This is a genomic window from Streptomyces anandii JCM 4720, assembly GCF_014650655.1.
GTDB classification, from domain to species: Bacteria; Actinomycetota; Actinomycetes; order Streptomycetales; family Streptomycetaceae; genus Streptomyces; species Streptomyces anandii.
The window spans coordinates 547,760-561,139 of sequence record NZ_BMVJ01000002.1; the positions used below are offsets into that span (position 1 = coordinate 547,760).

Genomic DNA, 13,380 nt, shown 5'->3' on the forward strand with positions numbered 1-13,380 from the left:
GCGGGCGTACTCGGTGAGTACGCGGGCCCGGGGTGAATCGCGCGAATCGCCCGCCCAGCCGGCCGACTCGGTGCCGGAGCAGTGAAGCCGGACCCCGCTCACCCATCGGTGAACGGGGTCCGGACTCACGCGTCGCCCTCTACTCGGAGAGGACCGCCTCCGCGTCCAAGGTGGTCGCCACGGCCTGGATCACCGCGGCGATCTTGAAGGCCTCCTGGACGGTGTCGCGCTCGATGCCCGCCTTGCGGAGCACCTGCTCGTGGGAGTCGAGGCACATTCCGCAGCCGTTGATGGCGGAGACCGCGAAGGACCACAGCTCGAAGTCGACCTTGTCGACGCCGGGGTTGCCGATGACGTTCATCCGCAGGCCGGCGCGCAGGGTGCCGTACTCGTGGTCGGACAGCAGGTGCCGCGTGCGGTAGAACACGTTGTTCATCGCCATGATCGCGGCCGCGGACTTCGCCGCCGTGTACGCCTCCGGCGACAGGTTCGCCTTGGCCTCCGGCTCAAGCTCGCGCAGCACGATCGGCGAGCGCGCGGCGATCGCCGTGGCCAGGACCGTGCCCCACAGCTGCTGGGCCGGCAGGTCGCTGTTGCCGATGACCGAGCCCAGGTTGAGCTTGAGGTCCTTGGCGTAGCCGGGCAGCGCGGACTTCAGGGTGTCGAGGGACATCTCGTCACTCACCGGCCAGCAGCGCGACCGGGTCCAGCGTCTCGTCGCCCTTGCTCCAGTTGCAGGGGCACAGCTCGTCCGTCTGCAGGGCGTCCAGGACCCGCAGGACCTCCTTGGGGTTACGGCCCACGGAGCCGGCGGTGACCATGGTGAACTGGATCTCGCGGTTCGGGTCGACGACGAAGACGGCGCGCTGAGCGAAGCCGTCCTCGCCCTCGATGCCCAACTCGCGCATCAGCTCGTGCTTGGAGTCGGCCATCATCGGGAAGGGCAGGTCGGTCAGGTCCGGGTGGTCCTTGCGCCAGGCGTGGTGGACGAACTCGGAGTCACCGGAGAAGCCGAGGATCTGGGCGTCGCGGTCGGCGAACTCGTCGTTCAGCTTGCCGAACGCGGCGATCTCGGTCGGGCACACGAAGGTGAAGTCCTTGGGCCACGCGAAGACGACCAGCCACTTGCCCTCGTAGGACTTGTGGTGGATCTGCTCGAACTCCTTGCCCTTCTCCAGCGAGACGCAGGCGGTCAGTTCGAACTCGGGGAACTTGTCACCGACAGTGAGCACACGCTCTCCTTGCAGCGAGGTAACGCCGATTTTGTCGGCCTTACCCATGGGTTGGACCTTGTCGATGTTGGCACAGGGTGCATTGATTGCGGAAATAGCTACACTCGGTCGAGTTGATCGGAGGTGGCTATCAGTGACTGTGGGTAATAAGCGCAGGCAGCCGAGTTTCGCACAGCTGCGGGCGTTCGCGGCCGTGGCCGAGCACCTGCACTTCCGGGACGCCGCGGCGGCCATTGGCATGAGCCAGCCGGCCCTGTCCGGCGCCGTCTCCGCACTGGAGGAGGCACTGGGTGTCACGCTCCTGGAGCGTACGACGCGCAAGGTGCTGCTCTCGCCCGCGGGCGAGCGCATCGCGGTACGGGCCAAGGCGGTGCTCGCGGAGGTCGGCGCCCTGCTGGAGGAGGCCGAGGCCGTCAGCGCGCCGTTCACCGGCGTGCTGCGGCTCGGGGTCATTCCCACCGTCGCGCCCTACCTGCTGCCCACCGTGCTGCGCCTGGTCCACGACCGCTACCCCGACCTCGACCTCCAGGTCCACGAGGAGCAGACGGCCAGCCTCCTGGAGGGCCTGGCCGCCGGACGGCTGGACCTCCTGCTGCTGGCGGTGCCGCTGGGCGTTCCCGGGGTCGTCGAACTCCCTCTGTTCGACGAGGACTTCGTGCTCGTCACGCCGCTGGACCACTGGCTCGGCGGCCGCGACGGCATACCGCGCGAGGCCCTGAAGGAACTCAAGCTGCTGCTCCTGGACGAGGGCCACTGCCTGCGCGACCAGGCCCTCGACATCTGCCGCGAGGCCGGCCGCGAGGACGCCCCGGTCACCACGACCGCGGCGGGGCTGTCCACCCTCGTCCAGCTCGTCGCCGGCGGGCTCGGCTGCACCCTGCTGCCCCGGACCGCCCTCGCGGTGGAGACCTCCCGCAGCAGCCGCCTCCTCACCGCCCGCTTCGCCGACCCGGCCCCGTCCCGCCGCATCGCCCTGGCCATGCGCCCCGGCGCCGCCCGCGCCGCCGAGTACCACCAACTCGCCACCGCCCTGCGCGAGGCCCTCCGGGAACTCCCGGTACGAGTCCTGCCCGCCCACGCCTGACCGGACCGCCCAACGGGCGGCATCCCCTCCGGGGGCCAGGGGCCTTGCCCCGGGCGCCATTCACCTGGGGCCCGGGGGCCGCGCCCCTTTGCCGACGGCGCAGGAGCCGCAGCCTTGCGCCGAGGGCGCGGGGCCGACGGCCGCGCACCGGGCCCCGCGCAGGGTCGGCAGTCCCGTGCCGAGCCCGGGGGAGCGCAGGCTCCGCCGGGGGTGGGAGGCGCCGGGGGCCCCGTGCCGGGGGGGCGCAGGGGGCGGAGCCCCCGCCGGGGCCCGGGGCGGAGCCCCGTGGGGGGACTTCCTGTCCCAGCGAGTCGGGTGGGTGGGTGGGAGACGGGGGTGCGGGGGGCGGAGTCCCCGCGTGGGGTCCGGGGCGGAGCCCCGTGGCGGGGACTGCTGTCCCACCGAGACGGGTGGGTGGGTGGGAAATCAGGGGGGCGGACTACTCCGTCCGCAACCCCTCCGGCCGCATCAACCGCATCAGCGGCGGCAGACTGAGCAACGTCACCGTGAGAACCACCCCCGCCCCGATCCCGGCCATCGTCATCACACTCACCCAGTCCACCGCCACCGTGGTGTCCGTCATCTTCAGCAGCACGGCGCCCAGCGCCAGCCCCACCCCCGAAGCCAGCAACAGCCCCAGCGCGATCGGTATCGCCGTCTGCCACAGCACCGACAGCCCCAGCGTGCGCCGCCGCGTACCGAACGCGACCAGCGACGACAGCAGCTTCCTGCGCTCGCGCAACTGCTCCAGCTGCGACACCAGCAGACTCGCCCCGATCAGCGCCAGCACGCACGTGGCGCCGACGTACAACCCGGTCCGGATCGACGTGAACTTCTTCGACTGCTCGGTCGACGCCCACAGCGAGGCGTTGGCCATCGGATCCACCGCGGCCGCCGTGTTGCGCACGTACTCGTGCACATTCGGCACCGACTCGTCCAGCGACAGGTACACCGTGCCGGAGACCACCCCCGCGATCCTCGACGGCACCGCGGCCGGCGTCAGCAGGAACCCGCCGCGCATGGCCCCGGCCGGGTCCTTGACGGAGCGGGCCGGCTTCAGGGCGCGCGGCACGGTCCAGGTGATCTGCGGACCCTTCCCCGCGTCGTAGGACGTGCTGACGTACAGCCTGCGGCCGGGCTTGGCCAGCTTCACGGTGTCGGTGTCGTAGTCGGCGCCGCTGACGACGAAGATGTCGCCGTCGCGGCAGGAGGACAGGCTCGCCACCTGCCGCAGTGCCGCGCAGTCACCGATCGTCATCTGGGCGGAGGCGGCGGGGCCGTTCTCGGTGTTCCAGGGCTCGTCGCCGAGATCGGCCGAGGCCAGCGCGGTGGCCTTGCGCACGCCCTTGGTGGCGGCGAACTTCCCGGCGGCCGGAGCGAGAGCCACCCCGCGCGGCACGTCCACCTGCATCTGCGCCCGCGTCAGATCGTTGCCCGACTGCTTGGTGTAGTCGCCCTGGACGCCGGCGAACAGCATCTGCAGCGCGATCGCCCCGGCCACCGCCACCGCGATGCCGTTGACCATGCGGGCCGCCGTGCCGCTGCTCAACTGCAGCCGCCGAACCGCCAGTTGCCAGGCCACCGAGCCGGCGCCCAGCCGGGCGACGACCGTCTCCACGATCCACGGCAGCAGCGCGGTCACCCCGACCAGCAGCAGCATCACACCACCGATGACCAGGTACTGGTTGAAGTTCCCGTTGGTCCGGCCCTGCCCGATCATCGGGTAGAGCATCGCCAGGCCGCCCAGCGGCAGCAGCAGCCGCCACCACAGCCGGCGCCGGGCGGGCTTGGCGGTGCGCACCACGCCCAGCGGCTCGATGACCACCCCGCGCAGCGCGAACAGCGTGACCAGGACGGCCGCCGCGGGTACCGCGAGGGCGACCAGCGCGGCCAGCGCGGGCGTGGGGTTGAGGTAGCTGGGGAACACGCTGATGCCGAGGATCTCGACCGAGCCCGCCAGCTCACGGCCCAGCAGGAAGAATCCGGTGCCGAAGACCAGGCCGAGCAGCGAGCCCGCGAGGGCCTCGCCGGCCGCGATCCGGCGGGTCATCCGGCTGTCGGAGCCGACCAGCCGCAGCGCGGCGAGCCGGCGGTCGCGCCGCTCGCCGCCGAAGCGCACGGCGGCGGCGATGAACACCGCGACCGGCATCAGCAGCACCACGAAGACGACCAGGACCAGCAGGATCAGCACCGGGTCGGCCCGCTCGGTGGAGGGGTGCGGGTCGCCGAAGGCGTTGATCCGGCCGACCTGCCAGCCGTTCATGCGCGGCGCAAGGCCCTTGGCCCCCGCGTAGTAGGCGAGTTCCTGCGAGCCGATCAGCCCGGTCTCGCCGATGGTGCCCACCACCTTGTACGGCAGCCGCTCGCGCAGCAGCTTCCCGGAGCCGGAGTCGAGCAGCTTCTTCAGCGCCGGGGAGACCACCATCTCGCCGGGCGCCGGATACTCCGTCAGGCCCGGCGCAATCGGCGCGCGCGGCCCCTCGGGCTCCACCAGCCGGCCGCGTACGTCCTTGTCCTGGTACGTCGTGTCGATGTCCGCGATCAGCAGCGTGTCGTCGCCCTTGGGGCGGGGGTGCTGGTCGTAGGTGTAGTCCAGGCGCGCCTGGTCCCGGTGGTGCCGTACCGCGAGCGCGCTGGGCAGCGCGGTGGTCAGCAGCAGCAGTGCCACGCCGAGACCGACGCCCACCGCCGTCAGCAGCACCCTGATCCAGCCCTCGCGCCCGCCGGTGAACGCGAACTTGGCCCCCAAGCCCAGATCCCGGGCCCTCCCCCAAGCTCTCGACTGCGCTCGAGCAGGGAGGTGCCCCCATCCGGCCCTCATACGATCCGCTCCATGTCCCGGGACTTCCCGTCCCGTACGACGATCTCGCGGTCGGAGTAGGCGGCCACCCGTGCCTCGTGCGTGACGAGGACGACGGCGGCGTTGGCCGAGCGGGCGGCCTCGGTGAGCAGTTCCATCACGCGCTCGCCGTTGAGGGAGTCGAGCGCGCCGGTCGGCTCGTCGGCGAACAGCACGCGCGGCCCGGTGACCAGCGCACGCGCGACCGCGACCCGCTGTCCCTGGCCGCCGGAGACCTCGCCCGGCCGCTTCCCGCGCAGGTCGTCGACCTCCAGGCGCTCCATCCAGGCCAGGGCGGCCCGCTCGGCCTCCTTGCGGGAGGTGCCGTTCAGGCGCAGCGGCAGGGCCACGTTCTCCACGCAGGTCAGCTCGGGCACGAGCTGGCCGAACTGGAAGACGAAGCCGAACTCCGAGCGCCGCAGCGCGCTGCGCTGGGCGTCGTTCATGGCCGACAGCTCGCGTCCGTCGTAGGTGATCGAACCGGAGTCGGGGGGGACGATGCCGGCGAGACAGTGCAGCAGGGTGGACTTGCCGGAGCCGGAGGGGCCCATGACGGCGACTATCTCGCCGGGGTGGATGGAGAACTCGGCGCCGTCCAGCGCGGTGGTCGGGCCGTAGGCCTTGCGCAGGTTCTCGGCGGCCAGCAGGGAGCCGGGGGGAGCGGTCACCGGGTCACCGCCTCACGGAGCTTCTCCAGGCGCGCGGCGGTCAGTTCCAGCCACCGCAGGTCGGCCTCGAGGTGGAAGAGGGCGTGGTCGCAGATCAGCTGGTCCGCGAGGTCGCCCCGGCGCTTGCGGTCGGTCAGGATCCGCATGCTGCGCAGGTGCTCGGCGCGCTGGGTGTCGAGGACGTCGGCGGCGTCGCGGTGCGTGAGCAGCGCGAGGACGACCTTGGTGTAGAGGGTGGACTGGAGGTACGGCTCGGGCTTCTCCGGCGTGGCGAGCCAGCGCTCGACGTCGGTGATGCCGGCCTCGGTGATGGCGTAGCGCTTGCGCTCGGGACCGCCGCCCGCCTCGATCCCGTCGACCTCGACGAGCCCGTTCTTCAGCAGCCGCGACATCGTCGAGTAGACCTGGCCGTAGTGCAGCGGCCGGTCGTGACCGAACTTCTCGTCGAAGGCCCGCTTCAGGTCGTAACCGTGGCGCGGCCCGGACTCCAGGAGTCCCAGAAGGGTGTGACCGATGGACATGGCGAGCACTCTACACATCGTGTATACGCGGTATGTATACGCCGAGTGTTCAGTCCATGGCGCCCCGTGCGGTCACGCAGGTGGCGGCCGTTTGTCACGGTTGTGCTACGGAGCTCACCGCGGGCCCGGTTCGCTGCCCGGCGGGCGGCCCCGGCGGGGCAGGGGACCGGTCTCGCGGGGCAGGCGGCCCGCCTCCGCCAGGGCCCGGCGCAGCAGGAACTCGATCTGGGCGTTGGCCGAGCGCAGTTCGTCCGAGGCCCAGCGCGCCACCGCCTCGTACACCGACGGATCCAGCCGCAGCAGCACCTGCTTGCGCTGCTGCGGCCGGCGCCGCGGGGCGGCCCCTTCGTCCTCGGGCCCCTCGGAGGAGTCCGTCACTGGTAGAGCGTCCCCGTGTTGAGGACCGGCTGCGGGGCGCGGTCCCCGCACAGCACCACCATCAGGTTCGACACCATCGCCGCCTTGCGCTCCTCGTCCAGTTCCACGATGTCCCGCTCGGCGATCCGGGCGAGGGCCGCCTCGACCATGCCGACCGCGCCGTCCACGATCTGCCGCCGGGCCGCGACGACCGCGCCGGCCTGCTGGCGCTGGAGCATCGCGGAGGCGATCTCGGGAGCGTACGCGAGATGCGTGAACCGCGACTCGATGATCCGCACCCCGGCCGCCTCCACCCGCGCGTGGAGTTCGACGGCGAGCTTCTCGGTGATCTCCTCGGCGTTGCCGCGCAGCGACAGTCCGGCCTCGTCGTGGGCGTCGTAGGGGTACTCGATGGCGATGTGGCGCACGGCCGCCTCGGTCTGGGTGGCGACGAACTCCAGGTAGTTGTCCACCTCGAAGGTGGCCTGCGCGGTGTCCTGCACCTTCCACACCACCACCGCGGCCAGCTCGATCGGGTTGCCGTAGGCGTCGTTGACCTTCAGGACCGCGGTCTCGTGGTTGCGCACGCGCGTGGAGATCTTCGTGCGCGAGGTGAACGGGTTCACCCAGCGCAGCCCGTCCTCGCGGATCGTGCCCCGGTAGCGCCCGAAGAGCTGCACCACGCGGGCCTCGCCCGGCGCCACCATGTTCAGCCCGGCCATCGCGAGCAGCGCGGCGATGCCCACCAGCACGCCGAGGACGATCAGTGCGGCCTTGGGTCCGGCGGCGGTGAGGGTCGAGCCGCCCGCGACCAGGGCCACCGCGATCAGCAGCCCGAGCAGTCCGAGGAGCAGCGCGAGACCGCCCCCGATGCTGCGCGCCGCGAACTCCCGCACCCGTGGCGCGGGCATCTCGGGCACGTCGGGCGAGTCGTGGCGTGCGTCGTGCGTGGACATGGCGGTCCCCCGTTTCCGGCCGCGCGTACGTGCCGCGCGGCCCATTGCTGCTGCTTCTGGCTCGCATAGCTTGCCTCTAGCTAAGTGATATCACTTTATCGCGTCATGGCAACCCCTGGCGTCTTTCGTACGTCGGTTCCGGTGGAGTGGGTGCCCATTGTCACGTCCGCAAAGAGCGGATCGAGGGCCCTTTGTCACAGAGGGCGGTGTTAGCTTTCTGAGCTGACCCGAGCCACGCACCTGAGTGACAGCCGAGACAGCCGAGACCGAAGCGGAGCGGACGGACGCATGGGACGAGCGGAAGAGAGACGAGCGCGACAGCGCGGCGGCCGCCGCGCGGCGCCCAGGCGCTCGTCCGGGACACCGTCGGTCGGCGCCGGGGACGGCGCCGCGGGCACGGCCCCCGGCGGCCGCGCCGCGGCCCGGCGGGCTGCCCGGCCGGGCAAGGCCCGCAAGAGCGGTATACGCAGGCTGTTCACCTGGAAGAAGATCCTCGGCACGTTCTTCGGCGTGTGCCTGCTCGCCATAGGCGCGTTCATCGTCCTGTACATGATCGTGCCCATCCCCGAGGGCAACGCGGTCGCGCAGCGCGAGAGCAACGTCTACAAGTACAGCGACGGCTCCGTCCTCGCCCGCGCCGGCACGGTCAACCGCGAGAGCGTCTCCCTGGACCAGGTGCCCAAGGACGTCCAGCACTGCTTCGTGGCGGCCGAGAACAAGAGCTTCTACCACGACTCCGGCGTCGACCTGAAGGGCACGGCCCGCGGTCTGCTCAACACCCTCAGGGGCCGGGGCACCCAGGGCGGTTCGACGATCACCCAGCAGTACGTCAAGAACTACTACCTCGACCAGAACCAGACCGTCACGCGCAAGCTGAAGGAACTGGTCATCTCGTTGAAGGTGGACCAGAAGTACTCCAAGGACCAGATCCTCGCGGGCTACATCAACACCAGCTACTACGGCCGCGGCGCCTACGGCATCCAGGCCGCCGCGCAGGCCTACTACCGCGTCGACGCGCGGAAGCTGACGGTGGAGCAGGGCGCCTACCTCGCCGCCCTGCTGCAGGCGCCCAGCCAGTACGACTGGGCGGTGGCCTCCCAGACCGGCAAGCAGCTCGTCAAGGCCCGCTGGAACTACGTCCTGGACAACATGGTCGGGCAGAAGTGGCTCGACGCCGGCAAGCGCCGGGCCATGACGTTCCCCGTGCCCAAGGACCCCAGGGGCACGCCGGGCCTCGAAGGCCAGAAGGGCTATCTGATCGACCTCGCCAACAAGCAGCTCGAGCAGAAGCTGATGAAGGACGAGGGCATCTCCCAGTCCCAGGCCGAGGCCGAGGTCGTGGGCCGGGGCTGGACCATCACGCTGAACATCGACAAGAAGAAGCAGGCCGCGCTGGAGAAGGCGGTCAAGGTCCAGCTGACCGGCAAGCTGGACCCGAAGAAGCGCAAGGTGGACGGCGACGTCCAGGCCGGCGCGGTATCCGTCGACCCCAGGAACGGCAAGATCGTCGCCCTGTACGGCGGGCAGGACTACTTCAAGCACTACACGAGCAACGCCACCCGGACCGACTTCCAGCCCGCCTCCACCTTCAAGCCGGTGATCCTCGCCGCCGCACTGGAGAGCGGCGCCAAGACCCAGGACGGCCTGCCGATCGACGCCAACACGGTCTACGACGGCACCAGCGGCCGTCAGGCGGTCGACCACGGCTCCAAGGTCGGCTTCGGCCCGCCCAACGAGGACCACAAGGACTACGGGCCCATCACCGTCCAGACGGCCATGAACCAGTCCGTCAACTCCGTCTTCGCGCAGATGGGCATCGACGTGGGCATGGAGAAGGTGATGAGCACCGCCGGCGACCTCGGCATGGACACCAAGGGCATGCAGCCCGTACCCGCCCAGACACTGGGCTCCATGGGCGCCAGCCCGCTGGAGATGGCCGGGATCTACGCCACCTTCGACAACCACGGCAAGAAGGTCACCCCGACCATCGTGGCCAAGGCCGAAGGCAAGAGCCGCTCGGTCACCATGCCCGACGCCATCGGCGACCAGGTCATCAGCCGCCAGGCCGCCGACACGGTCACCTCGGTGCTGACCGGCGTGGTCGACGACGGCACGGCCAGGACGTCGGTCGCCGCCAACCCGGCCCGCAATGGCCAGCAGGTCGCGGGCAAGACGGGAACCTCCGACGAGAACAGGTCCGCCTGGTTCACCGGCTACACCCCCGACCTGGTCACCTCCGTCGGCCTCTTCGGCGAGCAGCCCAAGCCCCCCTTCCGGCATGTGAGCCTGACGGGCGCCACGGGACTCCTGCCGCCGCCCGGGCGCGTCAACGGCGGCGGCTACCCGGCGGAGATCTGGGCGGCGTACACCTTCGGCGTGACGGACAAGGCCGAGTTCGACCTGGACACCACCCAGGGCGCGGCCGTCCAGCCGCCGGCCTCCAAGTCGCCCTCGCAGTCGCCGAGCCAGTCGCCGTCGCAGTCGGCGTCCAGCTCGCCGCCGCCGTCCAAGTCGCCCAGCCAGTCGCCCTCGCACTCGCCGAGCCAGTCCCCGTCGAAGTCGCCCAGCCAGTCTCCCTCGCAGTCGCCGAGCAGGACGCCGTCGGGCGGCCCGAGCATCGAGAACCCGCTCAACCCGGGGGACCAGCAGCAGCTCGACGGCAGACAGCCGGCTCAGTAGAGGCAACACGCGTACGGCGAAGGGGCGCCCGGTCCGACCGGGCGCCCCTTCGCCGTACGCGCCGTCAGTGCCGTCGCGCCGTTCGTGCCGTCGCCGGCTCAGCCCCGGTTCAGCTCGAACCAGACCACCTTGCCGGTGCTCAGCCGGGTCGCGCCCCAGCGGCGGGCCAGCTTGTTCACCAGGTACAGCCCGCGGCCGCCCTCGTCCGTGGCCCGCGCCTGCCGCAGCCGCGGCAGCTGCCCCACGTCGTCGCCGACCTCGCAGCGCAGCACGTCCGTGCGCAGCAGCCGCAGCGTCACCGGACGCGTCGCGTACCGTACGGCGTTGGTGACGACCTCGCTGACCAGCAGCTCGACCGAGTCCGTCAGCTCCTCCAGACCCCACCGGTCCAGCGCCCGCCGGGCCAGCCGGCGGGCCCGGCCGGGCGCGGAGTCCTCCGGGTCCAGGAACCAGTACGCCACGTCGCTCGGCGCGATCCCGTCGAACCGGGCGGCGAGCAGCGCGATGTCGTCGTCCCGGTCGCCCGGGCCGAGCATGTCCAGCACGTCGTCGCACAGGGCTTCCAGGGGCGGCGGATGGTCCGGGCCGGTGAGCTGCGCGGTCGCGGCGAGCTTCTCGCGCAGTTGCTCTATCCCGGTCCACACGTCCCGCAGGCGCGACTCGACCAGGCCGTCGGTGTAGAGCAGCAGGGTCGCGCCGGCCGGCGCGTCCAGCTCCACCGCCTCGAAGTCGACCCCGCCCACGCCGATCGGCGCGCCCGGCGGCACCCGCAGCACCTCGGCCTCGCCGCCCAGGTGCAGCAGGACGGGCGGCGGATGGCCGGCGTTGGCGATGGTGATGCGGTGCGACACCGGGTCATAGACCGCGTACAGGCAGGTCGCCATCCGGTCGGTGCCCAGGCGCTGCGCCTGCTCGTCCAGGTGGTGCAGCACCTCCTGCGGCGGCAGGTCGAGACCGGCGAGGGTCTGCGCGGTCGTGCGCAGCTGGCCCATGATCGCCGCCGAGGTCATGGAGTGGCCCATGACGTCGCCGACGACCAGGGCGACCCGGCTGCCGGGCAGCGGGATCGCGTCGTACCAGTCGCCGCCCACCCGCGCGGTCTCGGCGGCCGGCAGATAGCGGGACGCCAGCCGGACGCCCGTGGGGCGGGGCAGCGTCTCCGGCAGCATGGTGCGCTGCAGCTCGTCGGCGATGTACGCCTCGCGGCCGTACAGCACCGCCTTGTCGATGCCGAGCGCGCTGTGCGTGGCGAGCTGGGCGGCGACCAGCAGGTCGTCGGGCTCGAACGCGAGGCGCTCGGGGCGGCGCAGGAACAGCGCGGCGCCGATCACCCGGCGCCGGCCGCGCAGGGGGGCGAGGATCGTGCGCCGGCCGTCGGGCACGGCCAGCTCCGAGTCCTCGCCGAGCAGTTCGTCCAGTGCGGCGCGGGCGGGCTCGGTGTCGGTGAACACCGGCCGCACACCCCGCAGCACCTCGCCGAGCGCGCTGCCGGGCCGTACCTCGCACAGCTCGTTGGTCACCACCGACAGCTCGGCCGGCTGCTCCGGCACCGGCGGGGGCACGTACACGCCCTCCGTGTCCCGCTCGTCCGGTATCCGGTCGGTACGGCGCAGCCGCAGCACCAGCGGGCCCACCGGCCGCTCGTCACCCACCGGCAGCGGCTCGCGCAGATACACCAGGATGGCGTCGGAGAAGGTGGGCACGGTGGCCCGGCACAGCCCCATGACGATCTCGTCGAGGTCCATGCCGCGCGCGATACGGCGTGTCGCCGCGCCCACGAACCTCAGCCGGTCCCCGTCCCGCCGCATCGGCATGGGCCGCCCGAACGGCACCGACTGCCCGGTCCGCCGCTCCTGCCCGCCGGGCGGCGGGGCCTGGGCCGCGCCCCGGCGCTGCTGCTCCCCGGCGCCGGCCTTCTGGCCGGAACGGTCCTTGCGCCGGTCGGGCTGCGCCTGGGTTTGTGCCTGGGCTTGTGTCAGGGGCTGCGCCGGTGCCTGCGGTCCGGCCTGTTCCCGTGCCTCGCGGTCGGTGTGCCCGGACTGTTCGGCGGGCGCGCCCGCCGTGCGGGGCGCGTCGGTGGCCGCGCGGGCGGCCTCCGCGACCACGTCCGCCGGGGTGTCCGCGTCCCCGGACTCCGGGTCCGGGCCGGCGCCCTGCGGCATGGCTGCCCGCGTCGCCGCGTCCGGCTGGGCCGGGATGCCCTCAGGCACGGGACGCGGCCGGTGCGCGCCGGGCTCGGCGGAGCCGGACTGGGAGTGCTCGGACCCGGCGACGACCGGACCGCCCCCCGAGTCGGCCGGTGGCCTGGGCGCGGCCGGGCACGGTGGGGTGTCGCCCTGACGCGACTGCAGCGGTAACGCGGGCGCCCCGGGAGCCTGCACAGGCTCGGAGGTACGCAGGAGCGCCCCACGGGCGTCCGCGGGGTCGGGGCCCGTGTGGGGGCGATCGAAGGAGGTCGGCTGCTCCGTCACGCGTGTCGAATCCATCCGTCCGGGGCTGCGCGGAGTGCGCGCAGTTCGTCCCGCCGAAGACCCGATACCCGGAATACGTGCCCCAGGAACGGATTTACGGCGTGGTCAGAGGCTGTTCCTGTGCCACCGGCGAACCGTCTGCGGCCCGCACGGGTCGTGCCCTGGTACCCCTCGCTCACGTCCTGCCGCCCCTCGGTGACGTACGGTCAGACTCGGTGCCCGCTCCTGGAGTTGCTCCTGAGGCCTGCCCCTGCGCGCCCTTGCGGAGGACGATCCTACGTTTCTTGCCCGGGGGCGCATCAAGGGTCTCATGAGGACACGTGCGCGGGCGTACGGTCCCAGTCCTGTGGCAGTGACGGTACCGCCCAGGCGGGGTCCGGGCGCCAGTGCTGCCAGCCGTCCGAGAACGGCGCCCGCCAGGCACGGATCGCCCGCAGCGCCTCCTGACCGGCCGCCCGCACCCGTCCGGCGAGGCGCTCGTCCACCAGGCCGTCCTGCTGGGCCTGCGCGAACTCGTCCTCGTCGTGCCAGCGCCAACTTCGGTCCGGGTCCACGGAGATGTCCAGAAAGTGA

General features: G+C 72.0%; 11 protein-coding genes. 2 read left to right on the plus strand and 9 right to left on the minus strand.

Annotated features, from left to right (window positions below):
* Positions 1-139 precede the first annotated feature (139 nt).
* Both IE249_RS05680 and IE249_RS05685 read right to left on the minus strand, forming a co-directional pair.
* Positions 140-673 carry an alkyl hydroperoxide reductase gene (locus IE249_RS05680; protein WP_189703712.1) on the minus strand — a complete coding sequence of 178 codons (534 nt, stop codon included), beginning with the start codon at positions 671-673 and terminating at the stop codon, positions 140-142.
* A 4-nt stretch (positions 674-677) separates the two neighbouring features.
* The gene (locus IE249_RS05685) at positions 678-1,232 is read right to left on the minus strand and encodes a peroxiredoxin (protein WP_061924628.1); all 555 of its coding nucleotides are present in this window, start codon (positions 1,230-1,232) and stop codon (positions 678-680) included.
* 133 nt (positions 1,233-1,365) lie between these two features.
* Here IE249_RS05685 and IE249_RS05690 point away from each other — a divergent pair, with 133 nt between their 5' ends.
* On the plus strand, positions 1,366-2,316 hold the full coding sequence (locus tag IE249_RS05690; protein WP_189703619.1) for a LysR substrate-binding domain-containing protein: 951 nt from the start codon (positions 1,366-1,368) through the stop codon (positions 2,314-2,316).
* A gap of 439 nt (positions 2,317-2,755) precedes the next feature.
* Here IE249_RS05690 and IE249_RS05695 read toward each other — a convergent pair whose 3' ends face one another.
* The 5 genes from IE249_RS05695 to IE249_RS05715 form a co-directional block, all read right to left on the minus strand.
* Complete coding sequence (locus IE249_RS05695; protein ID WP_189703620.1) at positions 2,756-5,137, minus strand: ABC transporter permease; 2,382 nt, start codon at positions 5,135-5,137, stop codon at positions 2,756-2,758.
* Entirely contained in the window at positions 5,134-5,823 is a 690-nt protein-coding gene (locus tag IE249_RS05700) for an ABC transporter ATP-binding protein (RefSeq protein WP_189703621.1), read from the minus strand. The genes IE249_RS05695 and IE249_RS05700 overlap by 4 nt, the downstream gene beginning before the upstream one ends.
* The gene (locus tag IE249_RS05705) at positions 5,820-6,344 is read right to left on the minus strand and encodes a PadR family transcriptional regulator (protein ID WP_189703622.1); all 525 of its coding nucleotides are present in this window, start codon (positions 6,342-6,344) and stop codon (positions 5,820-5,822) included. Before IE249_RS05705 ends, IE249_RS05700 begins: the two co-directional genes overlap by 4 nt.
* 114 nt (positions 6,345-6,458) lie before the next feature.
* On the minus strand, positions 6,459-6,722 hold the full coding sequence (locus tag IE249_RS05710; RefSeq protein WP_189703623.1) for a type II toxin-antitoxin system antitoxin: 264 nt from the start codon (positions 6,720-6,722) through the stop codon (positions 6,459-6,461).
* Positions 6,719-7,657, minus strand: a complete 939-nt coding sequence (locus tag IE249_RS05715; protein ID WP_189703624.1) for an SPFH domain-containing protein — start codon at positions 7,655-7,657, stop codon at positions 6,719-6,721. The genes IE249_RS05710 and IE249_RS05715 overlap by 4 nt, the downstream gene beginning before the upstream one ends.
* Positions 7,658-7,945: 288 nt before the next feature.
* Between IE249_RS05715 and IE249_RS05720 the strand changes: the two genes are divergently transcribed.
* Positions 7,946-10,336 (plus strand): transglycosylase domain-containing protein, encoded by a 2,391-nt coding sequence (locus tag IE249_RS05720; RefSeq protein WP_189703625.1) that lies wholly within the window; start codon positions 7,946-7,948, stop codon positions 10,334-10,336.
* A gap of 98 nt (positions 10,337-10,434) precedes the next feature.
* Here IE249_RS05720 and IE249_RS05725 read toward each other — a convergent pair whose 3' ends face one another.
* Positions 10,435-12,546: a SpoIIE family protein phosphatase gene (locus tag IE249_RS05725; protein WP_373304348.1), complete on the minus strand. Its 2,112-nt coding sequence runs from the start codon at positions 12,544-12,546 to the stop codon at positions 10,435-10,437.
* Positions 12,547-13,115: 569 nt separating this feature from the next.
* Positions 13,116-13,380 (minus strand): DUF402 domain-containing protein (locus IE249_RS36360; RefSeq protein WP_506366326.1); only part of this gene is annotated, 265 nt, incomplete at its 5' end.